Raw genomic sequence first — 25,760 nt, forward strand, 5'->3', positions numbered from 1 at the left:
AGTAAAGCGTTACGCGCTCTCCGCGAGGTCGCGGACCGCGTCGGCGTCCGGGAGCGCGCCCATCCCGCCGGTCTCGGTGGCGGCGAGCCCGCCGGCGGCGGACGCGAACGCGAGCGCGTCCCGGAGGCCGTCGGGCGACAGCCCCGGTTCGAAGCGGGCGAGTGCGGCGGCGCAGAAGGCGTCACCCGCGCCCGTGGTATCGGCCACGTCCACATCGAACGCGGGCAGGGAGTGGGTGACGCGATCGTCGCTGGCGGTGGCGTCCGAGACGACCGTCGCGCCGGCCGCGCCCCGCGTCAGGAAGGCGGTTTCGGGCGTGCCGGCGAGCAGGTCGGCGGCCGCCGCTTCGGGGTCGTGGCGCGCGAGTTCGGCGAGACCGAGGGGCGCGAGGTCGTCGGCGCTACAGCACACCACGTCCGCGAGCGCGAGGAGGTCCCGGAGCGCGTCGCCCGCGTCGGCGGCGTCGTCCCAGAGCGCGGGCCGGCTGTTCGGGTCGACGGAGACGACACAGTCCGCGTCGCGGGCGCGCTCCGCGAGGTCCAGCGTGGCCGCGCGGCCCGCGGGGTTCGCGAGCGCGACGCCGCCGACGTGCACGCAGTCGTAGTCCGTGAGCGCGTCGTCCGGAATCCTGTCGGTCTCGAAGGCGAGCGTGGCGGTCTCTGACTCGTAGAAGGTGAACGAGCGGTCGCCGTCATCGGTGGGGGAGACGACGGCGAGCGCGGTCGGCGCGTCGCCGCGAACCACGAGGTCGTCGGGAATCTCGCGGGCGGCGAGCGCGTCCGCGAGGAAGTCGCCGAACGGGTCGTCGCCGACCCGCGTCCAGAACGCTGGCGGGTCGCCGAGGCGTGCGAGGCCAGCGGCGACGTTCGCGGGCGCGCCGCCCGCCCGGTGGGCGAACCCCTCGATGTCGGCGAGGTCGCCGGACTCGGCGGGGAACAGGTCGACGAGCGTCTCGCCGGCGACGAGGATGCGGTCGGTCTGCACGCGGTGGCCGAGGGGCCCGGGGTACTTAGTCCTCGGCGAGCGCGTACAGTTCGCTCCCCGCGAAGTTCAGGGTGCCCGCGACGACGATGGCGAGCAGGTTCGCGTGGAGCGTCGGGAACCCGCCGACTTCGACGGCGGCGGCGAGCGCCGCGCCGTAGACCAGAAAGCCCGCGACGTACACCGACGCGTATCGCCAGAACGCCGAGAGCAGCGAACTCCGGGGGCGGTTGTAGGTGATGGTCCAGTTGAACGCGAACGTCCACGTCGTTCCGGTGGCGAACGCGAGGACGCCCGCGAACAGGTAGGCCACCGGCGCGAGCACGAAGACGGCGGCGTTGACGAGGGTGCCGGTGGCGCCGACCGCGCCGAACTCCACGGCGCGCACGACGCGGGCGGGCCGGGCGAGTCGACCGACGCCGAGCGAGCGGAGCGCGGCCTCGACGCGCCGCTCAGCAGTGGTTATGACACCGGTCACGTATCCCGTTGTCTGGGCTCCGACTGGAAAAAGGTGGTGCCGAATCCGGGTGTCTCGCACCGCGATACCGACGCACTATTTCGGGTCGTGTGCGAAACGCGGGGCATGGACATCGACATCACCGCCGCCCGCGTCGTCCACGCCGTCTTCGGCGCGGCGTGGACCGGCAGCACGCTCGCCGTCGCGCTGTTCGTCGTGCCCGCGGCCCGGCGCGGCGTCCTCGACGCCGAACCGGTCGCGTGGATAGCCGACCGGTTCGCGAAACTCAGCGTCGCGAGCGTCGTCGTCATGCTGCTGTCGGGCGGCCACCTCGCTGGCACGCTCTACACGTTCGAACTGCTCGCGGACTCCTATCGAGGCCACCTCGTCCTCGGGATGACGACGCTGTGGCTGGTGCTCGCGGGCCTCTCGCACGTCGCGACGAGTCGCCTCACCGCCGGGAGCGACGTGCGGGCCGCGGCCGACGACGCGACGCCGTGGTTCGGCGCCGCGAGCGCGGTGAGCGTCGCCCTGCTCGTGCTCGCCGGCATGCTGTAGCCCCCCAATCGGTGGGCATAACAGCGTCGGCGTCCTGCGTCTCGGGCATGGACGCGGCGCTCGGACCACCCGACCAGATGGCCGAGAGCGAGGGCGACCTCACGCCGATGATGAGTCAGTACTTCTCGCTCACGCGGGAGTACGAGGACGCCCTCGTCCTGTTCCAGGTAGGGGACTTCTACGAACTGTTCTGCGAGGCCGCCGAGGCGGCGGCCCGCATCTGCGAGATTACGCTGACCGCCCGAGAGGACTCGACTGGCCGGTACCCGATGGCGGGCGTGCCCATCGACAACGCCGAACCGTACATCGAGAGCCTGCTAGACGCCGGCTACCGGGTGGCGGTCGCCGACCAAGTCGAGGACCCCGACGAGGTCTCGGGCGTCGTCGAGCGCGCAGTGACGCGCATCGTGACGCCGGGCACGCTCACCGAGGACGAACTGCTCGCGGGCGCGGACAACAACTTCGTCGCGGCGCTCGCAGGTGACCAAGGAGGGGGCTTCGGCCTCGCCCTGCTGGACGTGTCGACGGGCGACTTCTACGCGACGAGTCTCGGCGACGAGGCCCGGGTGCGGGACGAACTCGGGCGGTTCGCGCCCGCCGAGTTGGTGACCGGCCCCGGCGTCGCGCCGGACCGCTTCGGGGACGACTCGTTCGTCGCGGACTACGACGACGCGGCCTTCGACGTGGCGGCGGCGAGCGAGCGCGTGGCGTCGTACTTCGGGAGCGTGGACTCGTTGGCGGCCGACGCCGAGGTGCGGGCGTGTGGCGCGCTCCTCTCGTACGCCGAGTACACGCGGGGAGGAGAGGGCCACCAGCGCCTCGACTACCTGAACCACGTCACCAGATACGACCCCCGGGAGTACCTCCAGATGGACGCCGTCGCACTCCGCAGCCTGGAGGTGTTCGACCAGCGCAGCGTCCACGGCGCGGAGGGCACCGCGCTCGTGGACGTGGTGGACGAAACGGCGTGCGCGCTCGGCCGCCGGGAGTTGACGGACTGGCTCCGCCGCCCGCTCGTCGACCACGAAGCCATCGAAGCGAGACACGACGCCGTCGGCGAACTCGTCGCCGACCCCCTCACGCGGGAGGAACTCCACGAGCACCTGCGGGACGTGTACGACATCGAGCGCCTCGTCTCGCGGGTGTCTCGGGGGCGCGCGAACGCCCGCGACCTGCGGTCGCTGAAGGACACCCTCGACGTGGTGCCCGAGGTGCGGAGCGTGCTCGCGGACGCCGACTGCGAGAAACTCCGGGGCCTCCGGGCGGAACTGGACGACCTGCCCGAGATTCGGGACCTGCTCGACCGGGCCATCGTCCCGGACCCGCCACAGGAACTCACCGAGGGCGGCGTGATTCGTGACGGCTACGACGAGACCCTCGACGACCTGCGGGCGACCGAGCGCTCGGGGAAACAGTGGATAGACGACCTCGAAGCCGAGGAGCGCGAGCGCACGGGCGTCGACTCGCTGAAGGTCGGGCACAACTCCGTCCACGGCTACTACATCGAGGTGACGCACGCGAACAGCGAGGCCGTGCCCGACAACTACCAGCGCCGACAGACGCTGAAGAACAGCGAGCGCTACGTCACGCCCGAACTGAAAGAGCGCGAGGACGACATCGTGCGCGCCGAGCAGCGCGCCCAAGACCTGGAGTACGACCTGTTCTGCGAGGTCCGCGACCGGGTCGCCGAGGAGGACGAGCGCATGCAGTCCGTCGCGTCGGCGCTCGCGGCGCTGGACGCGCTCGCGGCGTTCGCGTCGGTGGCGGCGGCCCACGACTACGCGCGCCCCGAGATGGGGGGAAACGGCATCGCCATCGAGGGCGGGCGGCACCCGGTCGTGGAGCGCACGGAAGCCGGGTTCGTGCCGAACGACACCGACCTCGACCCGGAGAATCGGCTGGCGGTCGTGACGGGCCCGAACATGAGCGGGAAGTCGACGTACATGCGGCAGGTCGCGCTCATCGTCCTGCTCGCGCAGGCCGGCAGTTTCGTCCCGGCGGCGGACGCGAATCTCCGAGTGGTAGACCGCATCTTCACGCGCGTCGGCGCGAGCGACGACATCGCTGGCGGGCGGTCGACGTTCATGGTGGAGATGACCGAACTCGCGTCCATCCTCCGCGCCGCCACCGAGGACTCGCTCGTCCTCCTCGACGAAGTGGGGCGGGGCACGTCGACGACCGACGGCCTCGCCATCGCGCGCGCCGTCACCGAGCACGTCCACGACGAACTCGGGGCGACGACGCTGTTCGCCACTCACCACCACGAACTCACCGCGGACGCCGAGCGCTTGGACGACGCGCTGAATCTGCACTTCGGCGCGACGCGCGCCGAGGACGGCGTGACCTTCCAGCACGAGGTCCGCGAGGGCGCGGCCACGGCCTCCTACGGCGTGGAGGTCGCACAGACCGCGGGCGTCCCCGAGGACGTGGTCGAGCGAGCGCGCGAACTGCTCGACGCCGAGACGAGCGAGGACACAGCCGATTCTGACCGTGCGGAAGACCAGCAGGCGGACGCCGACCTCGCAGCGAAACTACGGGACGTAAACGTCGCCGAACTGACGCCCATCGAGGCGCTGAACGTCCTCCACGACCTCAAGCGCGAGAGTCAGACCGACGAGTAGTCGAGGCCGTCGGCGGCGAGCAGTCGGCGCGTCTTCTCGGTCACGTCCGGCGCGACCAGAATCCCGCGCACGTCGGCGTCGGCGTGCAGGTCGCGGCGGAGCGCATCCACGTACCGGGAGAGTTGGGAGGCCGCCGACGGGCCGGCGCGCACGTTCTTCAGTTCGACGGCGACCACCGCGCCGTCGGCGTCCCGGCCGTACACGTCGACCCTGCCCGCGGGCGTGTCCCGCTCCGTAGCCAGCGGGCGGAAGCCGGGTTCCACGATGTCGGGGTCGGCGAGCACGCGCTCTTTGAGGTCGGCTTCGGTTCCAGACACGTCGCCGTCCTCGTCGGCGGCGTCGAAGGCCGTGACGCAGTGGACGGTGTCGAATCGGACTGTCAGTGCGTCCGCGGCGTCGTCGCCGCCACACCGGAGGACGAGGGCGTCGCCCTCTGCGCTGGCTTCGACGGCGCCGCCCGACGACCACGCGACCGGGTCGCGGCCGCTCGCGCCGTGGACGAGCACGGTGTCGTCTGGCTTGCAGAGGACCTGTCGGGTGCCCGCGGGCACGTCGCGCTCCGTGCGTCCCTCGAAGGCCGCGGCGCAGTCGCCGACGAGCGACACCGCGAGGTCCGCGTTCCGGGCGTCGGCGACGAACGCCGCGGCGTCGGCGGCGTCCGGCGCGTCGAGCGCGTCAGTCGTCACAGGCGGGCTACGACGCCGACGGAGAAAAACCACCGGTCGCCCGGCGGTTCGGGTGAGAGACCGCGGAACGTCTCCGCACGCGCCGGGAGTCGTTGCGCCGAACAGCTTCCCGGCCGGCGTCGCCGCCTGCACCGGGCTTTTCGGCGCGGCACCGCTACGTGGCGCTATGAGCGACGACGACGCGATTACGATTTACTCGGACTACGTCTGCCCGTTCTGTTACCTCGGCCGGCAGTCCCTCGCCGAGTACCAGGAGACCCGCGAGGACGAGCTCGCCATCGACTGGCAGCCCTTCGACCTGCGCGCCCAGAAGCGCAACGACGACGGCTCAATCGACCACGACGTCGACGACGGGAAAGACGAGGAGTACTACGAGGAGGCCAAGCAGAACGTCGAGCGCCTCAAGGAGGAGTACGGCGCCGACGAGATGACCGTCGACATCTCGCGGGACGTCGACTCGCTCCCGGCACAGGTGGCGTCGTTCTACGTGAACGAGGAGTACCCCGAGTCGTGGCTCGACTTCGACGTGGCCATCTTCGAGGCGCTCTGGGAGGACGGCCGCGACATCGGCGACCGCGACGTGCTCGCCGACCTCGCCGAGGACGCGGGGCTGGACGGCGACGAGATTCGCGAGGTCGCGGGCGACGAGGAGTGGCGGAACCGCCTGCGCGAGCAGTTCAGCGAGGCCCGGGAGCGCGGCGTCTCGGGCGTGCCGACGTTCGCGTACGACGGCTACGGCGCGCGCGGCGCGGTGCCGCCGGAGCAACTCGAACGCCTCGTCGAGGGGACGTAGTTACTCCGACGCGGCGAGGAAGTCGCTGGCGCCCGAGCGCAGACAGCCGACGTCGGTGCCGGCGACCACGAAGTCCATCCCCCAGTCGTCGCGGCGCGTTTCCACTTGCTCGGGGGTGGTGGCGAGCGTGCCGACCGGGACGCCGGCGTCCGCGGCGGCCGCGGTGACGCGCGCGACGGCCTCTCGGAACCCTTCGCTGTCGAACTCGCCGAACGCGCCGAGGCGCGCGGAGAGGTCGGCGGGCCCGACGAACAGCGCGTCGACGCCGTCGAGGGCGGCGATGGCGGCGGCGTCCTCGACGGCGCCCGGCGTCTCTATCTGGAGAATCGTGGCGACGCGGTCGTCGGCCGTTTCGACGTACTCGTCGATTTCCTCGCCGTACTCCGAGGCGCGACCGCCGGCGACGCCCCGGAGGCCAGCGGGCGGGTAGCGCGTCGCGGACACGGCTTCGCGTGCTGCTTCGGCGTCCTCGATTTGGGGAATCACGACGCCCGCGGGCCCGAGGTCGAGGACGCGCCGAATCTCGGCGGGGTCGTCGCCGCTGGCGCGCACGACGGGGTCGGCGTCGCCGGTCGCGGCTTCGACGGCGCGCACGCCGTCGGCCAGCGTCTCTATCGTGTGTTCGGAGTGCTCGCCGTCGAGGACGACGAAGTCGAAGCCGTCGGCGGCGAGGAGTTCGGCGACGACGGGGCTCGGGATTGTCGACCAGACGCCGACCGGCGCGTCGCCGGCGCGGAGGGCTTCGGTGAGGGTACCTGCGTGCATACGTGTTCGAGTGCGGCGGGGCGAATAGGGGTTCCGAGGTCGGTCCGCCCCTCTCGCTTTAAGTATCTCTGGCGACAAGGTGTAGATACGAGCGAGGTGCGACGGGTTCTCCCGAGTGTTTTGGTCTCCAGCCGCGGCTGTGCGCGACGGAGCGCCAGTTGCGTGCCACCCCGGTTCTCCGACGAACCGCGACGTTCTTTAAGTGTCTCTGGCGATAAGGTGTAGATACGAAGGACTTCTCCCGACGCCACGACCCGCCAGCGACGGCTGTCGCGTCGGCGTCGGTTCTGGATTCGGCTGCGTCGTCCACCCCCGCGCTCGGTGCTTTAAGTGGTTCTGGCGACAAGGTGTAGATACGAAGCGCTTTTCGAGGACCTCGCGCCCCGCAGCGGCGTCGCCGGGGCGAGATTTTAACCGTGGTCGTCCCGGAAGGAGGAGATATGAGTGCAGACCCCGGGACGCGCGTCCGGTGGGAGTCGGCCGACGACGAGCGCGTCGAACACCGACCCGGAGCGGGCGCGCTCTCCCGCGCGCAGGCCCAGCGCGACACGACGGTGCGGAAGTGGGGCGTCACGTCCCCGAGTGCCACCGTCATCGGGCGCGCCGAGACCCCGGAGGCGGACCTCTCGGAGAACGTGCGGCGACTCCACGACGAGCGCCACACCGCGACCGAGGGCCACAGCCGACGCGCGCACTACCTCGACCGCCTGCGCACCACGCAAGCCCTCTGTAACGCCGTGGACGTGACGCCGTGGCAACGAGACGTGGCGCTCGGCGTGATGGGCGACATCGACCTCACGGAGTTCGGGAGCCAGCGCGCCATCGAGAAGGTCGCGCTCGTCGTCATCCGGCACGTCGTGGACGTGGACCGCCGGCGCTACTTCGGCCTCGACGACCTCGACGCCGGCGACGTCTCTCCCGACCGGATGGCGGAGCTGTTCGAGCGGTACAAGGCCCGCGACGTGACCGACGAGCCCGCCTTCGAGTCGCTCGCGGACCGGTACGACCTCGACAAGACGAGTCTGAACCGCCTGCGGCGCGTGCTCACCGACCAACTGGACGACGGTCTGCCGGCGTTCGGCCGGAACCCCCACCGCGACCCCCACCTCCCGAGCGTCACGGAACGCGACCTGCCCGACGACGAGCAGTAGGGCGGTCGTCGGTCCCCGACGTGCAGAGTTGTAGGAATCCTTAAGTTATTCGTCGGTGACGTGACGGTGTACCTATGAACGCCCCGAGAGAGCAGGACTGGGCGGAACGGTGGGACCGGCTGTACGACGCGCTCGCGGCCGAACCGCGCCGAGAAGTCCTCCGCTCGCTGACGAACGTCCCCGAAGAGCGGCGCCTCCCGTTGCCCGACGCGGCCACGTCGCCGAATCAGTCGATAGACACGGAGACGCTGCGCATCGACTTGCGCCACCACCACCTCCCGAAGCTCGCCGACGTGGGATACGTCCGCTGGGAGTCCGAGCCGTTCTGTGTCCAGCGCGGCCCCCGTTTCGAGGAACCGGCGTTCGTCGTGAACACGCTGCTCGACGCCGTCGACGAGATTCCACCGGGGTTAGTCGACAACTGTCGGATTCTCCAGGAGATGACCGAATGACCCGCGACACGCTCCCCGCGAGAGTGGTCGAAGCAGTCGCCGCGGCCGACGGCGTGGAACCGGCCGACGTGGAGACGCTCCACGCGTACGTCGACCCCGACGCGTTACGGAAGTTAGACGAGCAAGACGGAGGCGAGTGGCGCCTCACCTTCCAGTTCGCGGACCACCAAGTGACGGTCACGCACGAGGCGCGAGTGCTCGTCGACGGGAGAGCGTACGCCGCCGACGCGTCGGTTCGGTAGCGAATCGAAATCGCCCACGCCGACCGGGCCGGACGGCGTACGCGCTCCGAGTGAAGAGACCCACGAGTAGCGACGTTACGCCGCGTGCTCGTCGAGGAACGCCTCGATGTCGTCGCCGCTCTTGAACCCCTCCGCGAGGCGCGCGACCTCCTCGCCGTCCTCCACGAGGACGAGCGTCGGCGCGCTCGACACGTCCCACTTCTCGACGAGCGAGATGTCGTCGCCGGGGTTCGCCATCGCGACCGTGATGCCGGTCTCCCGGGCGACGTTCCCGAGAACGGGCTCGATCGCCTGGCAAATCGCACACCCCTTCGTGTAGAACTCCACGAGCACGCGGTCGTGAGTGGCGAGCACCTCGTCGAGTTCGTCGCCGTCCGCGACGCGGAGCGGCTTCTGCGCTGACTCCATACTCGAACTAATCGACGAGCGCACATAAGGGCTGTCGCGCCGGGGGCGCGTGCCGGCACTCACGTCGTCTCGCGGCCCGTCACCGCCTCGGGTTCGAGCGCGAACACGCGGAAGGAGACGTCCTCGACGGCTTCGTCGAAGACGCGGAACGGCCCGAACCACTCGTTCAGCGTCGCCTCGTCTGGCGTCTCGCGCTCCACGAGGTCCCCCCGGAGGAGGACGCTCCACGAGTCGTCGCCGTCGGCGCCGTAGAACACGACACAGGCCGACTCGGTGGCGTCGAGGTAGTCGAACTTCGACTCGTCGCCGTGCTCGCTCAGGCGGAGGAGGACGCGCTCGCCGTCCCAGTGACACGACACCGGCACCGCGTACGCGTCCCCGCCGTCCGCGAGCGACAGCACGCAGTGGTCGGCGTCCCGCAGGTGGCGTTCGACCGCTGACTCGTCCATCCCGGTCGTGTAGACGTACTCGGCGTGCTCCATACGACTACTCCGGCGGCCAGCGCGAAAACTGTTGGTCGTCGGTCAGGCACGTGCGCTCGCGACGAGCGACGCCACGAGCCGAGACTCGGCCTTCCGGAGGTGTTCGGCGGCGGTCGAGTCGGCGCAGTCGAGGTCGTCGGCGACGGCGGCCACGTCGCCCGTCCTCGGCACCTCGTAGTAGCCGGCGTCGACGGCGGCGAACACGGCGTCGCGCTGGCGGTCGGTGAGGCAGGCCAGGGGGTCGGTCGCGGCGCCGTACCCCCGGGAGGCGACGCTGCGCACGGTCACCTCGATTTCGTCGGGGACGCGCTCGATGGCGGCCTGCACGGGCGCGTCGTCGCCGACGAGCGTCAACACCATCCAGCCGTCGTCCTCGTATCGAAGCGGCGGGACGGCGACGACGCCCGGTGGCGTGAGCGACTTCGCCGTCGCGCCCTCCAGTCGCGCCGTCTCGGAGTGGGCGTGGACGTAACAGCAGTCCTCGTCGGCGACGGAGACGTGGAACTCGTCGACGACGGGTTCGGCCGCGAACGCCTCACGGACGACCGACGGGTCGGCGTGCACGCGCAGGACGACCGTGGACTCGTCGGGGTTTTCGGGCCGGACGACGCCGTTCCAGTCCACCATCGCGGCGCGCGCCACGTCCGGGCCGGTGAGGAACGGGACGAGCGGGTGAATCGGGTCGCCGGCGCTTCGGACGCCGACCTCGACGCGCTTCATCGACGCGACCTACCCCTGCCCGCGACTTAAACCCCTCCGGGTAGTCCGGCAGAATCGGCTTGGTCGCGGAGCACGCAGGATGAGGTATGCGAGTGTTCGTCGCGGGTGCGACCGGCGTCCTCGGGCGGCGACTGGTCGAGCGACTCGCGGACGGCGGCCACGACGTGACGGGACTGACGCGCGACGCGACCGGCGACGCGACGGTCGAATCGCGGGGCGCCACGGCGGTCCGCGGCGACGTGACCGACGAGGCAGTCGCGGCGGCGGTCGGAGACGCGGACTGCGTCGTCCACGCAGCGACGGCGGTGCCGACCGGGAAGGCGAGTGCGAGCGATTGGGAACGCGACGCCGAGGTTCGCCGAGAGGGCGCGCGCCACCTCGCGAGCGCCGCGGCCGAGTGTGGCGCCCGCTACGTCGGTCAGAGCGTGACGTGGGTGGCGCGCCCGGACGGCGGCGGCCGCTTCGACGAGGACAGCCCACGGAATCCGACGCGCGCGACGCAGGGGAGCGCGGACGCCGAGCGCCTCGCGCGCGAGCACCACCCCAACCCCGTAATTTTGCGCGGTGGCTGGTTCTACGGCCCCGAGTCCGCCCACACGCGGCAGTTCGGCGAGCAACTGCTCGCCGGCCGGCTGCCCGCGCTCGGCACCGGCTTCCTCGGGCGCGAGTCGGCGACGCTGTCGTACTGCCACACCGTCGACGCGGCGCGCGCGTTCGCCGCCGCCGTCGAGGGCGACGCCACCGGCACCTACCACGTCGTGGACGACCGGCCGGCGCCGTTCGGCGACTTCGTCCGAGCGTTCGCCGCCGAACTCGACGCGCCGACGCCGCGCCGCCTCCCCGGATGGATTCTGCGGCCCGTCCTCGGAACCGACGCGGTGGGGATGCTGACGACGGACGCCGTCACCGGCAACGACCGCTTCCGCGAGGCGTTCGACTGGGAGCCGCTGTACCCGACCCACGAGGCCGGCCTCGAACAGGTGGTCGAGCGGTGGCGCGCGGACGGTGTCGTCGTCCCCACGGACGGCGGGTGGCAGTGGAACGACGGCGGCGAGTGAGCGGGGCGACGGCGCCGTCGCTGGCGGGCGGCGAAAAACGGAGAGAACGGGGGGCGTCTATTCGAGGTCCGCGACGTACTCCTCGGTCTCCTCGGTGGAGAGTTCGCGGAACGTCTCGGTGTCGGCGTCCACGACGGCGACGCCGACGCCGTCGCCTTCGAGCGCGTCCTCGCGGCCCTCCTGGAGCGCGCGGAGCGCGAGTTTCACGCCGTCCTCGACGGTGAGGTCGGTCTCGTACTCGTCTTCGAGGTACTCCTGAATCGCGGCGCGGTCGGAACCGATGGCGACCGCCTTCCACTCGTTGGAGGTGCCCGAGGGGTCGGTCTCGAAGAGGCGGGGTTCGCCGTCGGAGACGCCCGCGATGAGGAGCGCGACGCCGAACGGGCGCGCGCCGCCGACCTGCGTGTACTGCTGGATGTGGTCGGTGACGTTCTTCGTGAGCGTGCGCACGCCGATGGGCTCGTCGTAGCGCACGTGTTCGACCTGGGACTGCTGGCGCGCGAAGTCGATGAGTTGGCGGGCGTCGGCGACGTGGCCCGCGCTCGCGGCGCCGACGTGGTCGTCGACCTTGTGGAGTTTCTCGACGCTGGAGCCCTCGAGGAGCGGGGAGCGCGTGCGCTTGTCCACGACGAGGACGACCCCCTCGGGGGTCCGCACGCCGATGCTGGCGGTGCCTCGCTTGACCGCTTCTCGCGCGTACTCGACCTGGTAGAGGCGACCGTCCGGGGAGAAGATGGTGATACCCCGGTCGTACGCCTGCTGTTGGTTCTGGCCCTGCATTGTCTGCCTTGACCCAGCGTAAGTCCCCGGCACGTAAAGGGCTTTGACTTTCGGCAGGGTCGACGCGGGACCGACAGCCGGCCCATCGGATCGTTAATTCCCCACTAATCGAGTAATTCAGCGCCTAAAGACCGCATTTAGGGACAAATCGTATATACGAGAGAAGTCCACTATAGATGTGTTATCATGTCACGTGAAATCGGTTCGCTGTCACGCCGCGACGTACTGAAGGCGGGCGGCATCGCCGGACTCACCGCGACGGCCGGCTGCATCGACCTCGGCGGCGGTGGCGGCGGGGGCGCGTACACTATCGGGATGGTAGACTCCCGGACTGGGTCGCTGTCCGCGTTCGGGCAGCGGAACCAGCGCGGCATGGAACTCGCGCTCGCCGACGTCAACGACGTCCAAATCGGCGGCCGCGACCTCGACATCATCGTCGAGGACTCCCAGAGCCAACAACAGCCCGGCGTGAGCGCCGCCCAGAAACTCGTGAACCAGGACGGCGTGCCGTTCGTCATCGGCGCCGTCGGCTCCGGCGTCACGCTCGCCATCTACCAGAGCGTCATCCAGGGGACCGACGTCGTCCAGTTGTCCCAGAACTCCACGAGCCCGCAACTCACCGACTTCCCCGGCCTGCTCCGGATGTCACCGACGGGCCGCACGCAGTCAACCGCGCTCGCCGAAATCATCGCCGAGGACGGCCACGACTCGGTCGCCGTCACGTGGATCAACAACGACTACGGCTCCGGCATCAAGGACGCCTTCGTCGACGCCTACGAGGGCGAAGTCGTCTACAACGCCAGCCACGACCAGGGGCAGGCGTCGTACTCCAGCGTCGTGAGCCAGATGGCGAACACGGACGCGGGCGCGTGGCTGTTCATCACTTACCAGCCGGAGTTCACGACGATGGCCCAGGAGGCCTACTCCAGCGGCGTCGACGACCAGGCCCAGTACTACGGCGCCGACTCCGTCCGCGGGCCGGAAGTGCTCGACAACACCCCCGAGGGGAGCCTGGAGGACATGAAAATCGTCGCGCCGAGCGCCGCGCTCGACCAGGAGAACTACCAGTCCTTCGCCAGCCGGTTCGAGGAGGAGTACGGCAGCGCGCCGACCGCGTGGTCGGCGTACGCCTACGACTGCGTCGTCACCGCCGCGCTCTCGATTCGGGCCGCCGACGACTTCACGGGGAGCGCGCTCTCGGAGGTCGTGCGGGACGTCACCCGCCCGTCCGGCGAGGAGGCGTTCTCCTTCGAGGCCGCCAGCGACATCCTCGCGGACGGGAGCGCGAGCGACGTGGACTACCAGGGCGTCAGCGGCCCCATCGACTTCGACGAGAACGGCGACCCGGTGGCGTACCTCCAGATATTCAACGTCGCCGACCACGCCTACGAGTCGGTCGGCTTCGTCACCGGCGAGTAACCCCCGATGCTCCACAGCCTCGCCGGACTCGCCTCGGTCGCCGCACTCCCGGTGCCGGTCGCGCAGGGCGCCCTCGACTACGTGCCCCAACTCCTGAACTACCTCGCGAACGGCCTCGTGTTCAGTAGCATCATCGTGCTCGGCGCCATCGGCCTGTCGCTGGTCTACTCCATCGCGAACTTCGCGAACTTCGCGCACGGCGACACGATGAGCGTCGGCGCGTACGCCGCGCTCGTCACGCTCGGCGCCGTCGGCACCGCCGGCCCCGAGATTCTCGAACTCCCCGTGGGGTTCTACGCGGCGCTCGTCGCCGGCATCGCCGTCGCCGCCGTCGTCGCCGTGCTCACGCACGTTGTCGTCTACCGCCCCCTCGACACGGACTCCATCGGGATGCTCATCACGAGCATCGGCGTGGCGTTCGTCTACCGCGCCGCGATTCAACTCCAGTTCGGCAACGACTTCCGCGAGTACGACGTCGACATTCTCCGCCCGGTTCCGTGGATAGAGGACGCCACGGGCGTCACGCTCACCGAACACGAACTCGCCATCGTCGTCGTCACCGCGGTGCTCGTCGTCGGCCTCCACCTCCTCCTCCAGTACACGACGCTCGGCCGGAAGATGCGCGCCACCGCGGACAACGAGGACCTCGCGAAGATTTCGGGCATCCGCACCGACCGCGTCATCACGTCGATGTGGGTCATCGGCGCGGGCCTCGCGGGCGCCGCCGGCGTGTTCCTCGGGCTGTTCAACCAACTCGGCCCGCGCATGGGCTTCGACCTCCTGTTGGTGGTGTTCGCCGCGGTCATCCTCGGCGGCATCGGGAGCGTCTACGGCGCGATGGCCGGCGGCTTCCTCATCGGGATGCTGAACCGCCTCACGCCCGTGCTCTCGGACGTCGGCATCCCCATCAAGCCGGCGTACGCGAACGCCATCGCGTTCGTCATCATGGTGCTCGTGTTGCTGGTTCGCCCGCGCGGCATCGCCGGAGGTGACGGCGGATGAGCGACACCGGCGAGAACAGCGAGGGCGGCGGCGAGGACACGAAGACGGCCTTCGAGGCGAGCGACGACGAGGGGGCGCCGTTCAGCGAGCGCATCGTCACGTACGGCATCGCGGCCGCCGCCGGCCTGCTCCTGTTGGGCGTGCTCGTCGGCCTCGTGAACCCCGCGTACCTGCTGTCGTTGCTGTCGCTGGCGGCGATGTACGGCCTGCTCTCGCTCGGCCTGAACGTCCAGTGGGGGTACACCGGCCTCATCAACTTCAGCGTCGCCGCGTTCTTCGGCATCGGCGCCTACGTCCCCGTGTTGTTGTCCGCCAGCGGCTCCCCGATTTCGGGCGGCTACCCACCGCTCGTCGGACTCCCGATAGCCATCGGGGTCGTGGTGGTGCTCGCGCTCGCCATCGGCGTGCCGACGCTGAGTCTGCGCGAGGACTACCTCGCCATCGCCAGCCTCGGCCTCGCCGAGGTGGTTCGACTCGTCTTCCGGAACCAGTCGGAGTGGACGCGGGGCACCGCGGGCGTCGGCGGCATCCCGTCGTTCTTCGAGGGCATCCCCTTCTTGGAGACGTTCCCGCAGTCGATGCCCGTCGTCGAACTCGGCATCTACCGGCTGGCGGTGCCGTTCTGGAGCAACCTCCTGAACTTCGCGCTCGTCGCCGCGTTCGTCCTCGCCTCCTACGTCGTCCTGCGGCGCGTTCACCGGTCGCCGTGGGGCCGGGTCCTCCGGACGATTCGGAGCGACGAGGACCTCGCAGAGGCACTCGGGAAGAACACGTTCGCGTTCCGGATGCAGGCGTTCGTGCTCGGGAGCGTCGTGATGATGTTCGCGGGCGTGTTCTACGCGTTCTCCCAGAATTTCCTGACGCCGGGCATCTTCGACCCCATCTTCACGTTCTACGCGTGGATTGCGGTGATTCTCGGCGGGAGCGGGTCCAACAGGGGCGCGCTGTTCGGCGGCGCGGTGCTCGTCGCCATCGTCGAGGGCTCGCGGTTCATCGGCCTCGGCGCGTCGTTCCGCCTGCTCGCCGTCGGCCTGCTCATCGTCGCCGTGATGCGGTTCCGGCCGCAGGGCCTGCTGCCGCCACGCGACGAACTCGTGTGGCCGAGCGCGAAGCGGGGTGAGTCGCGTGACTGACCCCGTCCTGCGAACCGAGAACCTGCGGAAGGCGTTCGGCGGCCTGACCGCCACCGACGACGTCTCTATCGAGGTCGAACGCGGCACCATCACCGGGATGATAGGCCCGAACGGCGCGGGGAAGTCGACGCTGTTCAACCTCGTGTCGGGGTTCTACGAGCCGGACTCGGGGCGCGTGTTCGTCAACGAGACGGACGTGACCGACCGGGAGCCACACGAGGTGACTGACGCCGGCCTCGTGCGGACGTTCCAGACGCCGAAGAAACTGGAGGGAATGACCGTCCGGGAGGCGATGCTGGTCGGTCCCCAACACCAACTCGGGGAGTCCGTCGTCCCGCTGTTCACGAGTCCGAGCGCGGTCCGCGACGAGGAACGCGAGAACCTCGAACGCGCCCACGAACTGCTGGAGCGCTTCGAAATCGACCACCTCGCGCGCCAGCCCGCGACCGACATCTCGGGGGGCCAACTCAAACTCGTGGAGTTGGCGCGCGCGATGCTCGCCGGCCCCGACCTCCTGTTGTTGGACGAACCGGTGGCGGGCGTGAACCCGACGCTCGCGAACAAACTCAAAGCCATCATCGAGGAACTGAACGAGGACGGCATCTCGTTTCTCGTCATCGAACACGACATGGGGTTCATCATGGACCTCGCGGACCCCATCGTCGTCCTGAATCAGGGCGCGGTGCTGATGGAGGGGACGCCCGAGGAAGTGCAGTCCGACGAGCGCGTCATCGAGGCGTACCTCGGTGGTGGTCGCGATGACTGAGCCGATTCTCTCGGTGGACGGCGTCGACTCCGGCTACGGCGACGTGCAGGTCCTAGACGACCTCTCGATGCACCTCGAAGACGACGAAATCGTCTGCCTCATCGGGCCGAACGGCGCGGGGAAGTCCACCGTACTGAAGACGGTGTTCGGCCTGTTGACGCCGTGGGAGGGGTCGGTGACGTTCGCGGGCGAGGACATCACCGGCGTCGACCCGGCGACGCTCGTGCGACAGGGGATGGGGTACGTCCCCCAGATAGAGAACGTGTTCTCGTCGATGACCGTCGAGGAGAACCTCCGGATGGGCGGCGTCTCCCGCGAGTCGGGGCTGGACGACACAATCGACCGGCTCTGCGAGCGCTTCCCCCTGCTGGCGGACAAGCGCGGCGCGAAGGCGCGGACGCTGTCGGGCGGCCAGCGACAGGTGCTGGCGTTCGCTCGCGCGCTGATGACCGACCCCGACGTGTTGCTCATCGACGAGCCGTCGGCGGGTCTCGCGCCGAACATCGTCGAGGACGTCTTCGAGAACGTCCAGACGGTGAACGACCTAGGCACCGCGATTATGATGGTCGAGCAGAACGCCGTCGAGGGACTCGGTATCTCCGATAGGGGGTACGTCCTCGACCAAGGCACCGTGCGCTTCGAGGACGAGGCCGACGCCCTGCTGGACAACCCCGAAGTCGGCCAACTCTACCTCGGGGGCTGACGCCGCGCCCGACACCGATTTTCAGGCCGAGAGGACGCGCCCGAACAAATACGGCGAGACGAACAGCGCGAGCGGGACGAGAATCCAGACCTGTCCCGCGAACACGTCGTACTGGCCGAGCGTGACCGACACCGGCGTTCCCTCGGCGTACCCGACGAGGAACTCGAAGCCGACGGTCGCGACGGTCCACGCGGCGCCGACGGCGAGCAGTTCGAGGTCGGTGTAGGCCGTCGCCGTCGTCCAGAAGTAGGCGGCGGTGACGGCGAGAATCATCGCCACGAGGAGCAGCGTGCTGAGGACGTGCGCGAGGTAGTCGTCCATCCGCGGAATCAGCACGGTCTCCCGGAAGACGCCGTTCGCGACGGCGAGCACGGCCATCACCAGCCAGACGGCGAGCGGGACGGCGAGGACGCCGGGGCGGAGCGACTGCGCGGGCGTAGCGGCGAGACTCATGAGTACGTGTACGACTCCGGACACGGTAATCGTGGGGGTGGGTCTCGCAGGGTGGGAAGGCGACTCCGCCACCCTACTTGAGGGTGGGCCGCCAAGCCGGGGTATGGACGACGGGAAAGCCAGCCGCGAGTTCTTCGCCGACCACGTCGCCGGTCGGACGGGCGCCGACCGCGCGGACGTGCGCCTCGGCCCGACGTACGGCGCGGACTTCGGCGTCGTGGACGTGGGCGACTCGGTGGTGGCGATGGCCGCCGACCCCGTGTTCGTGATGCGGGAACTCGGCGTCGAGCGCGCGGCGTGGTTCGCGTTCCACATCGCTGTGAGCGACGTGGCCCTGTCGGGCCTGCCGCCGGCGCACCTCGCGCTCACGCTGAACCTCCCGCCGGGCACGAGCACCGAGGCGTTCGACGACATCTGGAGCGTGTTCGACCGCGAAGCCCGCGACCTCGGGACGAGTCTGACGACCGGTCACACCGGCACCTACGAGGGCTGTGCGTTCCCGACGGTGGGCGGCGCGACCGCGCTCGCGGTCGGCGACCCCGCGGACCTCGTGGTGCCGACGGGCGCGCGCTCCGGCGACCGCGTCGTCGTGACGAAGGGCCCCGCCATCGAGACGACGGGCCTGCTCGGGACGCTGTTCGGCGACGACCTCCCGCTCGACGCCGAAACCGTCGACGCGGCCCGCGAGCGGTTCTGGGACGCCAGCCCCGTCCGGGACGCGCTCACCGCGGCGGCCGCGGGCGGCGTGACGGCGATGCACGACGCGACCGAGCGCGGCCTCGCCAACGGGTTCCACGAACTCGCGGCCGCGAGCGACGTGGCACTCGCAGTCGACCGCGAGGCGGTGCCGGTCGCGCCGGGCGTCCGCGAGGTCTGTGACTACTTCGGCGTGGACCCGTGGAGCGCCTCCAGCGAGGGCACGGTCGTGCTGACGGTCGAACCCGAGTCGGTGAGTGGCGTGCTCGCGGCGCTCGCCGAGGAGGGAATTCCGGCGGCGGACGCGGGCGTCGTCGAATCCGGCGCTGGCGTCACCGTCGACGGCGACGCGCTCCCCGAACCCGACTCGGACCCGCTGTGGCCGGCCTACCAGCGCGCGAGAGAACAGTTCTGGGCGTAGTCAGGCCGAGACGGTGACGTTCCCCGACGCTTCGGCGGACGCCACGAACGACTCGGTGCCCGCGAACAACACGACCGTATTTTCGCTGACGCGCGACGTCCGGTAGGCGGTGCTCGCGTTCTGGTCGGCGAGCGTGCGGGAGGCGGCGGCGAACTCGTCTGCGTCCTCGGTCGAATCCCAGCGCGTCACCCACGCGATAGAGCGCGTGCTCCCGGTCTCGAAGACGAGGACGCGGTCGTTCCCCCAGCCCTCGGCGGCCTCGACGGCAGCCCGTTTCCCGGCGGTCTCTCTGAGCGCGATGCGGACGAACAGTTCACCGGCGCACCCGGTCGGGGACTGCACGCGCTCGTAGGCCGCAGTCTGGGTGGTCACGTCCAGCGGCGCGAGGTCGTCGCGGGGCGTCTCGGGGTGGAGGAGGTTCTCGGTCGTCTCCGGGGCGTCGTCGTAGACGCTCGCGAGGTCGGCGGTGTCGTCGATGGTGGCGTTCACGTACTGGACGCCGAAGTGGTACTGCGAGTAGACGACGCGGTTCCCGGAGGTCCCGTTCGCGTACCGCGCGGCGATGTGCGCCGACTGGAGTTGCGTCTCGGGGAGGTGTTCGCGGGTGTAGGCGTCGGTGACGTAGACCGCGCCGCCCTCCACGAGCGCGCGGCGCGCGAAGCGCTCGTCGAGGGACGTGCGGCCCAGCGAGAGGGAGCCGAACCACGGCACCATCTCCTCGCGGACCTGCGCGACGTGCGCGAACTCGTGGGCGAGCACTTGCTCGGTGCGAGCGGGGCCGGCGCTGGCGGGCGAGATGTAGACGGTGCCGTCGAGCGTCGTCAGGCCCGCGGGCTGGTCGGTGTCGAGCGCGGGGTTCGAGACGCCGAGCGTGCGGAAGAACGGAATCCCGCCGAGGTTCGAGGACTTGTACGTCGTGAGGTCCCGTACCACCACCCGCGTTCCGGGGTACGTCTCGCCGACCAGCGATTCGACGCGCTCGAAGGTGCGGTTCGCGTCCACGGAGAGGTCTCCGTCGACGGTCACGTACTCGGGCGGGCCGTCGCTGGTCGCCGTCTCGCCGTCGCTCGCGGACGGGTCCGCGTCGGGGCCGCCGGTCTGCGCGGGCGTGGGGGCGGTACACCCGGCGAGCACGAGGAGCGCGCACGCGAGGACGGCGCTGAGGCGGCGACCGGTCATGGACGCCAGTTCGGCCAGCAGTCACTAACGGATTGCGGTGGTTCGCGGGCCGCGCGACCGCGGGTTCGGTGGGTTCTTGTCCGCGGCAGACCCAGCACGCACCGATGCGACCGAGGGAGTCATGGGGATAGTCGAGGAGTTCCTCGATTTGAAGGCGGAGACGGACGCGGACCTGCTCGCGATGCAGGTCGGTGACTTCTACGAGTTCTTCGCGGAGGACGCCCGGCGGGTCGGCGACGCGCTCGACCTGAAGGTCTCCGAGAAGTCCAGCCACGGGTCGTCGTACCCGATGGCGGGCGTGCCGGTGGACGACCTGACGCCGTACGTCGCGGCGCTCGTCGAGCGCGGCCACCGGGTCGCCATCGCCGACCAGCGCGAGGACGACGCCGACGACATCACGCGGGAAGTCACCAGAGTGGCGACGCCGGGGACGCTCCTCGAAGCCACCGGCGCCGACGCGCGCTACCTCGCCGCCGTCGTGCGAGACGACGGTTGGGGGCTGGCGTTCGTGGACGTGACCACGGGCCAGTTCCACGTCACCGACGCCGACGGCGAGGCCGACGCGTTCACCGAACTCTACCGGTTCGCGCCCGAGGAAGTCCTGCCCGGCCCCGACCTGCGGGGCGACGACGACTTCCTCGCGCGACTCCGGGAGCGCGCCGACGCGACGCTGACGCTCCACGAGGCCGGCGCGTTCGCGCCCGGCAAGGCGACTCACGCCGTCCGCGACCAGTTCGGCGACGGCGCGCTCGACAGCCTCGGCGTCGACGCGGGGAGTCCGGCAGTCCGGGCGGCGGGCGCGGCGCTCGCGTACGTCGCGGACACCGACGCGGGCGTGCTGGCGTCGCTGACGCGCCTCCAGCCCTACCGCGCCGACGACCACGTGGAACTCGACGCCACCACCCAGCGCAACCTCGAACTGACGGCGACGATGGCCGGCGAGGGCGAGGGGTCGCTGTTCGACGCGCTCGACCACACCGTCTCGGCCGCGGGCGGTCGTCGACTACAGGCGTGGCTGACCCGACCGCTTCGAGACCGCTCGGAGTTGGAGCGCCGACAACAGGCGGTCGGTGCGCTCGCCGACGCGCCGCTCGCGCGGGACGCGCTCCGTGACGCGCTCGGCGACGCCTACGACCTCGAACGCCTCGCGAGCAAGGCCGCCGGCGGGCGCGCCGACGCCACCGACCTCCTCCGCGTGCGTCGCACGCTCGCGCTCGTCCCCGAGGTGGCCGACGCGCTGACGACCGACCCCGCCCTCGCCGACTCGCCGGCGCGGGACGTCCTCGAACGCGTGGACCGCGAGGCGCTGGCGGGCGTCAGGGAAGAACTCGAAACCGCGCTCGCCGAGGACCCGCCGAAGACGCTCCGGCAGGGCGGCCTGCTCTGCGAGGGCTACGACGACGAACTCGACGCGCTACTCGCCGAGCACCGCGAACACCGCGAGTGGCTGGACGGCCTCGCGGACCGCGAGAAGGAGCGCCTCGGCGTCACGCACCTGCAGGTCGACCGGAACAAGACCGACGGCTACTACCTGCAGGTCGGGCGCTCGGAGACCGACGCCGTCCCCGAGGAGTACCGCGAGGTGAAGTCCCTGAAGAACTCGAAGCGCTACACCACCGAGGCGCTGGAAGCCCGCGAGCGCGAGGTGCTGCGCGTCGAGGAGGAGCGCGCCGACCTCGAGTACCGCCTGTTCGAGGAACTCCGGGACTGGGTGGGCGAGTGCGCCGGCTTCCTCCAAGACGCGGGGCGCGCGCTCGCCGAACTGGACGCGCTCGCGAGCCTCGCCGAGCACGCCGCCGCGAACCGCTGGGTCAGGCCGGAACTCACCGAGGGCGACGCCCTCGACATCGAGGCGGGCCGCCACCCCGTCGTCGAGCAGACCACCGAGTTCGTGCCCAACGACGCGCGCTTCGGCGACGGCCGGCGGTTTCAGGTCGTGACCGGGCCGAACATGAGCGGGAAGTCCACCTACATGCGGCAGGTCGCGCTCGTCGTCTTGCTCGCGCAGGTCGGCAGTTTCGTGCCCGCCGACTCGGCCAGAGTGGGTCTCGTTGACGGTATCTACACCCGCGTCGGCGCGCTCGACGAACTCGCGCAGGGCCGGTCGACGTTCATGGTCGAGATGCAGGAACTCTCCCGCATCCTGCACGCCGCCACGGAGGACTCGCTCGTGATTCTCGACGAGGTGGGCCGGGGCACCGCGACCTACGACGGCATCAGCATCGCGTGGGCGGCGACCGAGTACCTCCACAACGAGGTGCGCGCGAAGGCGCTGTTCGCGACGCACTACCACGAACTCACGGCGCTCGCCGACCACTTGAGTGGCGTGGCGAACGTCCACGTCGCCGCAGAAGAGCGTGACGGCGACGTGACGTTCCTGCGTACCGTCCGCGAGGGCGCGACCGACCGGTCGTACGGCGTCCACGTCGCCGACCTCGCGGGCGTCCCGGACCCGGTGGTGGAGCGGTCGCGTGACGTGCTCGACCGCCTGCGCGAGGAGAAGGCCGTGGAGGCGAAGGGCTCGGCGAGCGAGTCCGTGCAGGCCGTCTTCGACGTGGACAGCGGCGAGTTCGCGGAAGCAGAGGCTGACGCAGAGGGGGACGGCAGCGAGTTCGAGAGCGCGCTCGATTCGGACGCCGAAGCCGTGCTGGACGACCTCCGAGACGTCGACGTGAACGAGACGCCGCCCGTCGAACTCCTCGGGAAGGTCCAGGACTGGCAGTCGCAGTTGGAGGACTAGCCGTTACCCCTGTCCGACCATCGAGTCCTCGTCCTCCCACTCCTCCTCGCGGAGTTCGTACTTCTGGACTTTTCCGGTGGCCGTCGTCGGGAGTTCGGCGACGAACTCGACGCGCCGGACGGCCTTGTAGGAGGCGAGGTTCTCGCGCGTGAACTCCACGAGGTCGGTCTTCGTGACGCCGGGGTTGTCGGGGTCGCCGGACTCGGGGACGACGAACGCTTTCGGGGTCTCGCCCCAGTCCTCGTGGGGCGACGGGATGACCGCCACCTCGCTGACGGCGTCGTGCTCGAACAGCGCGTCCTCCAGTTCGATGGAGGAGATGTTCTCGCCGCCGGAGATGATGATGTCCTTCTTGCGGTCCTGAATCGAGACGAAGCCGTTCTCGTCGACGACGGCGAAGTCGCCCATGTGGTAGTAGCCCTCGGCGCGCTCGTTGAACGCCTCCTCCGTCGCGTCGGGCTTGTTCCAGTAGCCCTCCATCACCTGATTCCCGGAGACGACGATTTCGCCGATGGTCTCGTCGTCCCACGGCACGTCCTCGCCGTCCTCGTCGACGACCCGGACCTCGGTGCCGAGGAAGCCGATGCCCTGGCGTTTCTTCAGCGAGTAGCGGTTCTCGTCGTCGAGCAAGCGCTTCGCCTCGGAAGTCGTAATCAGGGGGCCGGTCTCGGTGGCGCCGTAGACGTGGACGAGGTCCCACCCGAACTCGTCTTCGACGGTGCGGATGGTCGCCTCCGGCGGCGCGCTGCCGGCGGTGGCGGCGCGCACGTCGGCGCTCCCAGTGGTTTCCACGTCGTGGTCGTCGTAGTAGTTCTGGAGCATGTTCAGCACCGTCGGCGCGGCACAGAGGTAGGAGACGTCCTCCTCGCGGACGGTGTCGAAGATGGATTCGGCGTCGACGCCGCGGGTGCAGACGTGGGTGGCGCCGGCGCCCGTGACGGCGTAGATGTGCCCCCAGCCGTTGACGTGGAACATCGGGAGCGTCCAGAGGTAGGTGTCCGTGTCCCGGACGTTCTGGTGGTAGGAGACGAGGAAGGCGTGCAGCGTCTCGTTTCTGTGGGTGCGACAGACGCCCTTCGGGTCGCCCGTGGTGCCCGAGGTGTAGTTGATGGTGACCACGTCGCCCTCGTCCATCTCGGGGCGGTCGTAGTCCGAGTCGGCGTCCGCGAGCAGGGAGTCGAAGTCCTGCCAGTCGCCCTCGACGGCGTCGGCGTCGTTCGTGACGAACGTCTCGACCGGCACGTCGTCCCGAACGGCCTCCACCTTCTCGGCGTACTCGTAGTCCGCGTAGATGGCCGAGACGCCGGCGTCGTTCAGGATGTACTCGAAGTCCTCGGGTGTCAGCCGGTAGTTCAGGGGCGTGTGGACGGCGCCGGCCTGCATCGCGCCGTAGGCGGCTTCGAGGTGGTAGTGCGTGTTCGGGTCGAGGACGGCGACGCGGTCGCCCTGTTCGACGCCGGCGGACTGGAGGACCGCCGAGAAGCGGTCGGCGCGGTCGCCGAGTTCGTCGTACGTGTAGCGCTCGCCGGTGGTCGCGACGACGGCCGTCTCGTCGCCGTAGTACTTGCGGGCGCGGTCGAGGAAGTCCGTGACGAGGAGTGGTCGCTCCATCTCCCCTAAACGTTCACCGACGTTCGTGAAATCCATTCGGGTCGCTCCCAAGACTTGACGCCGACCCGCGGTCCGACCGCGGCGCGGGTCGTCACTTCCCGCCGGCCTTCGTGGTGACGCGGAACTCGGCGGGTGGACTGAGAATACCGGCGACGGTGCCCATCGAGTGGACGACGGTGACGAGGGGCGCGAGCGGGACGGCGAGCGCCCAGTGGAGTGCCGACGACCCGTAGTAGGAGACGCCGCGCAGATACCAGTAGGCGGTGAACAGTGCGAGGACGGCGGACGCCGCGGCGAACAGGCCGCCGTGGACGACGGTCACGCCGAGCAGGGAGAGAGGGACTGCCACGAGCGTGACGACGGGGGAGAGCGCCCACGCGTAGTTCCGGACGCGCGTGAGGACGCGGTACCGGACGGGCAGGAGGTCGGCGGCGCGCACGTTCCCGGCGGCCCACCGGCGGCGCTGCTGGAGAATCTCGTAGAGGTTCGGCGGCGCCTCGTTCCGGCAGGTGACGCGGCCGAGTTCGAAGTCGAGGTCGAACCGGCGGGCGGCCGACCAGACGAACGCGGTGTCCTCGACGAGCGTCTCGCGGTTCCACGTCACCTCGTCCTCGACGGACCGCCGGACGGCGATGCCGCCGCCCCACGCGAACAGGGGGATGGAGAGGCGGGCGAACGCGCGCTGTTCGAGCTGGACGCCCATCCGGTAGACGTCCGCGAGGTACGAGAGCACGGAGCCGGTCTGTCGGGGCTGCTCGCGGAGTTGCACGACGTCGGCGTCCGGGAGGCCCTCGAAGGACTCGACGACGCTGTCCTCGTCGAGGTAGAGGACGAACTCGCGGTCGCAGTCGAGGGTGCGGCGCGCCCACTCGATGGCGCGGCCCTTCCGCACGGCGTCACACTCGAAGTCGTCGGGAACGACGTGGACGGAGGCGCCGGCCACGTCGATGGCGTCCTCCGCGACGACGTGGACGTCGTCGAGTTCGTCGGGGAGCGAGTCGACGGTCTGCTGGACGACGGCCGCCGAGTCGATGGTGAGGATGCGGACCTGCACGTCGTCGCCGCCGTGGACGCCGTCGGGCGTCTCGTAGCCGGCGCCGACGACGTACGTCAGGCCGAACCAGACGACGGCGGTGCCCGCGAACAGCAGGGTCGCCGCCCACAGCGTCAGTTCGAAGACGGTCTGTGCGCCCACCGGCAGGCCGAGCGACACGCCGAGGAACACCCCCGGCACGGCGACGAGGAGCGCGCCGGCGGCGGCGAGGAGCGCGGGTCGTTCGAGTCTCATCGTACCCGACCCCAACGGCCAGACGCACTTCAACCGGGAACGCCGTGAAGCCGCGTTGCGGGCGCGACGCCCGCGATTAACGCGAATTAACGCGGGTGAAATTCGGCTTCAGCGCGGTCGGTGCTGGCGGAGCCACGCTCCGTCGGGCGCGAGCGGGGAGGACCGAACCGCGAGCGGGCGAAACCCTCGGGCCCG

General features: G+C 70.2%; 26 protein-coding genes. 14 read left to right on the top strand and 12 right to left on the bottom strand.

Annotated elements, in window-relative coordinates; genetic code table 11:
* Window positions 1-9 precede the first annotated feature (9 nt).
* Together LT972_RS11925 and LT972_RS11930 are read right to left on the bottom strand one after the other, a co-directional pair.
* Window positions 10-984 (bottom strand): carbohydrate kinase family protein, encoded by a 975-nt coding sequence (locus tag LT972_RS11925; protein ID WP_232570605.1) that lies wholly within the window; start codon window positions 982-984, stop codon window positions 10-12.
* A gap of 25 nt (window positions 985-1,009) precedes the next feature.
* The gene (locus tag LT972_RS11930; RefSeq protein ID WP_232570606.1) at window positions 1,010-1,459 is read right to left on the bottom strand and encodes a GtrA family protein; all 450 of its coding nucleotides are present in this window, start codon (window positions 1,457-1,459) and stop codon (window positions 1,010-1,012) included.
* Between the two features lie 105 nt (window positions 1,460-1,564).
* Here LT972_RS11930 and LT972_RS11935 point away from each other — a divergent pair, with 105 nt between their 5' ends.
* Both LT972_RS11935 and mutS (LT972_RS11940) read left to right on the top strand, forming a co-directional pair.
* Window positions 1,565-1,996, top strand: coding sequence for a CopD family protein (locus LT972_RS11935; RefSeq protein WP_232570607.1), 432 nt, complete (start codon window positions 1,565-1,567; stop codon window positions 1,994-1,996).
* A 47-nt stretch (window positions 1,997-2,043) separates the two neighbouring features.
* A complete protein-coding gene (gene mutS, locus LT972_RS11940) occupies window positions 2,044-4,617 on the top strand; it encodes a DNA mismatch repair protein MutS (RefSeq protein ID WP_232570608.1) in 2,574 nt (857 codons plus the stop codon).
* On the opposite strand, the gene nucS is transcribed toward mutS (LT972_RS11940), so the two are convergent.
* Window positions 4,602-5,303, bottom strand: a complete 702-nt coding sequence (gene nucS / locus LT972_RS11945; protein ID WP_232570609.1) for an endonuclease NucS — start codon at window positions 5,301-5,303, stop codon at window positions 4,602-4,604. The genes mutS (LT972_RS11940) and nucS overlap by 16 nt on opposite strands.
* A gap of 166 nt (window positions 5,304-5,469) precedes the next feature.
* Between nucS and LT972_RS11950 the strand changes: the two genes are divergently transcribed.
* Window positions 5,470-6,096, top strand: a complete 627-nt coding sequence (locus tag LT972_RS11950) for a DsbA family oxidoreductase (RefSeq protein WP_232570610.1) — start codon at window positions 5,470-5,472, stop codon at window positions 6,094-6,096.
* On the opposite strand, the gene LT972_RS11955 is transcribed toward LT972_RS11950, so the two are convergent.
* Window positions 6,097-6,861: an HpcH/HpaI aldolase family protein gene (locus LT972_RS11955; protein ID WP_232570611.1), complete on the bottom strand. Its 765-nt coding sequence runs from the start codon at window positions 6,859-6,861 to the stop codon at window positions 6,097-6,099.
* 440 nt (window positions 6,862-7,301) lie between these two features.
* On the opposite strand from LT972_RS11955, the gene LT972_RS11960 reads away from it, so the two are divergent.
* The 3 genes from LT972_RS11960 to LT972_RS11970 all read left to right on the top strand — a co-directional run bounded on the left by LT972_RS11960 (window position 7,302) and on the right by LT972_RS11970 (window position 8,706).
* Window positions 7,302-8,012, top strand: coding sequence for a DNA-directed RNA polymerase subunit epsilon (locus LT972_RS11960; RefSeq protein ID WP_232570612.1), 711 nt, complete (start codon window positions 7,302-7,304; stop codon window positions 8,010-8,012).
* A gap of 74 nt (window positions 8,013-8,086) precedes the next feature.
* A complete protein-coding gene (locus LT972_RS11965; protein ID WP_232570613.1) occupies window positions 8,087-8,464 on the top strand; it encodes a hypothetical protein in 378 nt (125 codons plus the stop codon).
* Window positions 8,461-8,706, top strand: coding sequence for a HalOD1 output domain-containing protein (locus LT972_RS11970; RefSeq protein WP_232570614.1), 246 nt, complete (start codon window positions 8,461-8,463; stop codon window positions 8,704-8,706). Before LT972_RS11965 ends, LT972_RS11970 begins: the two co-directional genes overlap by 4 nt.
* A 75-nt stretch (window positions 8,707-8,781) precedes the next feature.
* On the opposite strand, the gene LT972_RS11975 is transcribed toward LT972_RS11970, so the two are convergent.
* The 3 genes from LT972_RS11975 to LT972_RS11985 are packed head-to-tail and all read right to left on the bottom strand — an operon-like array spanning window position 8,782 to window position 10,316.
* Window positions 8,782-9,114, bottom strand: a complete 333-nt coding sequence (locus tag LT972_RS11975; RefSeq protein WP_232570615.1) for a thioredoxin family protein — start codon at window positions 9,112-9,114, stop codon at window positions 8,782-8,784.
* A 59-nt stretch (window positions 9,115-9,173) separates the two neighbouring features.
* Complete coding sequence (locus tag LT972_RS11980) at window positions 9,174-9,596, bottom strand: pyridoxamine 5'-phosphate oxidase family protein (RefSeq protein WP_232570616.1); 423 nt, start codon at window positions 9,594-9,596, stop codon at window positions 9,174-9,176.
* A gap of 42 nt (window positions 9,597-9,638) precedes the next feature.
* Window positions 9,639-10,316: a helix-turn-helix domain-containing protein gene (locus LT972_RS11985; protein ID WP_232570617.1), complete on the bottom strand. Its 678-nt coding sequence runs from the start codon at window positions 10,314-10,316 to the stop codon at window positions 9,639-9,641.
* 86 nt (window positions 10,317-10,402) lie between these two features.
* Here LT972_RS11985 and LT972_RS11990 point away from each other — a divergent pair, with 86 nt between their 5' ends.
* Window positions 10,403-11,374, top strand: coding sequence for an NAD-dependent epimerase/dehydratase family protein (locus LT972_RS11990; RefSeq protein WP_232570618.1), 972 nt, complete (start codon window positions 10,403-10,405; stop codon window positions 11,372-11,374).
* 57 nt (window positions 11,375-11,431) lie between these two features.
* Here LT972_RS11990 and psmA read toward each other — a convergent pair whose 3' ends face one another.
* Window positions 11,432-12,154 carry an archaeal proteasome endopeptidase complex subunit alpha gene (psmA, locus tag LT972_RS11995; RefSeq protein WP_232570619.1) on the bottom strand — a complete coding sequence of 241 codons (723 nt, stop codon included), beginning with the start codon at window positions 12,152-12,154 and terminating at the stop codon, window positions 11,432-11,434.
* Window positions 12,155-12,340: 186 nt separating this feature from the next.
* On the opposite strand from psmA, the gene LT972_RS12000 reads away from it, so the two are divergent.
* From LT972_RS12000 to LT972_RS12020, 5 genes are all read left to right on the top strand, one after another.
* Window positions 12,341-13,573: an ABC transporter substrate-binding protein gene (locus tag LT972_RS12000; RefSeq protein ID WP_232570620.1), complete on the top strand. Its 1,233-nt coding sequence runs from the start codon at window positions 12,341-12,343 to the stop codon at window positions 13,571-13,573.
* 81 nt (window positions 13,574-13,654) lie between these two features.
* A complete protein-coding gene (locus LT972_RS12005) occupies window positions 13,655-14,575 on the top strand; it encodes a branched-chain amino acid ABC transporter permease (RefSeq protein WP_390226329.1) in 921 nt (306 codons plus the stop codon).
* Window positions 14,572-15,708, top strand: coding sequence for a branched-chain amino acid ABC transporter permease (locus tag LT972_RS12010; RefSeq protein WP_232570622.1), 1,137 nt, complete (start codon window positions 14,572-14,574; stop codon window positions 15,706-15,708). The genes LT972_RS12005 and LT972_RS12010 overlap by 4 nt, the downstream gene beginning before the upstream one ends.
* Entirely contained in the window at window positions 15,701-16,474 is a 774-nt protein-coding gene (locus tag LT972_RS12015) for an ABC transporter ATP-binding protein (RefSeq protein ID WP_232570623.1), read from the top strand. Before LT972_RS12010 ends, LT972_RS12015 begins: the two co-directional genes overlap by 8 nt.
* Window positions 16,467-17,177: an ABC transporter ATP-binding protein gene (locus tag LT972_RS12020; RefSeq protein WP_232570624.1), complete on the top strand. Its 711-nt coding sequence runs from the start codon at window positions 16,467-16,469 to the stop codon at window positions 17,175-17,177. The genes LT972_RS12015 and LT972_RS12020 overlap by 8 nt, the downstream gene beginning before the upstream one ends.
* Window positions 17,178-17,198: 21 nt before the next feature.
* On the opposite strand, the gene LT972_RS12025 is transcribed toward LT972_RS12020, so the two are convergent.
* The gene (locus LT972_RS12025; RefSeq protein ID WP_232570625.1) at window positions 17,199-17,630 is read right to left on the bottom strand and encodes a hypothetical protein; all 432 of its coding nucleotides are present in this window, start codon (window positions 17,628-17,630) and stop codon (window positions 17,199-17,201) included.
* A 103-nt stretch (window positions 17,631-17,733) separates the two neighbouring features.
* On the opposite strand from LT972_RS12025, the gene LT972_RS12030 reads away from it, so the two are divergent.
* A complete protein-coding gene (locus LT972_RS12030) occupies window positions 17,734-18,747 on the top strand; it encodes an AIR synthase family protein (protein WP_232570626.1) in 1,014 nt (337 codons plus the stop codon).
* On the opposite strand, the gene LT972_RS12035 is transcribed toward LT972_RS12030, so the two are convergent.
* On the bottom strand, window positions 18,748-19,926 hold the full coding sequence (locus LT972_RS12035) for a YgdI/YgdR family lipoprotein (protein WP_232570627.1): 1,179 nt from the start codon (window positions 19,924-19,926) through the stop codon (window positions 18,748-18,750).
* Window positions 19,927-20,047: 121 nt separating this feature from the next.
* On the opposite strand from LT972_RS12035, the gene mutS (LT972_RS12040) reads away from it, so the two are divergent.
* Window positions 20,048-22,666 carry a DNA mismatch repair protein MutS gene (mutS, locus tag LT972_RS12040; RefSeq protein WP_232570628.1) on the top strand — a complete coding sequence of 873 codons (2,619 nt, stop codon included), beginning with the start codon at window positions 20,048-20,050 and terminating at the stop codon, window positions 22,664-22,666.
* 3 nt (window positions 22,667-22,669) lie between these two features.
* On the opposite strand, the gene LT972_RS12045 is transcribed toward mutS (LT972_RS12040), so the two are convergent.
* Together LT972_RS12045 and LT972_RS12050 are read right to left on the bottom strand one after the other, a co-directional pair.
* The gene (locus LT972_RS12045; RefSeq protein WP_232570629.1) at window positions 22,670-24,277 is read right to left on the bottom strand and encodes a long-chain-fatty-acid--CoA ligase; all 1,608 of its coding nucleotides are present in this window, start codon (window positions 24,275-24,277) and stop codon (window positions 22,670-22,672) included.
* Between the two features lie 91 nt (window positions 24,278-24,368).
* Window positions 24,369-25,565 carry a glycosyltransferase family 2 protein gene (locus LT972_RS12050; protein WP_232570630.1) on the bottom strand — a complete coding sequence of 399 codons (1,197 nt, stop codon included), beginning with the start codon at window positions 25,563-25,565 and terminating at the stop codon, window positions 24,369-24,371.
* Window positions 25,566-25,760: the final 195 nt, after the last annotated feature.

Source organism: Halobacterium litoreum (assembly GCF_021233415.1).
GTDB classification, from domain to species: domain Archaea; phylum Halobacteriota; class Halobacteria; order Halobacteriales; family Halobacteriaceae; genus Halobacterium; species Halobacterium litoreum.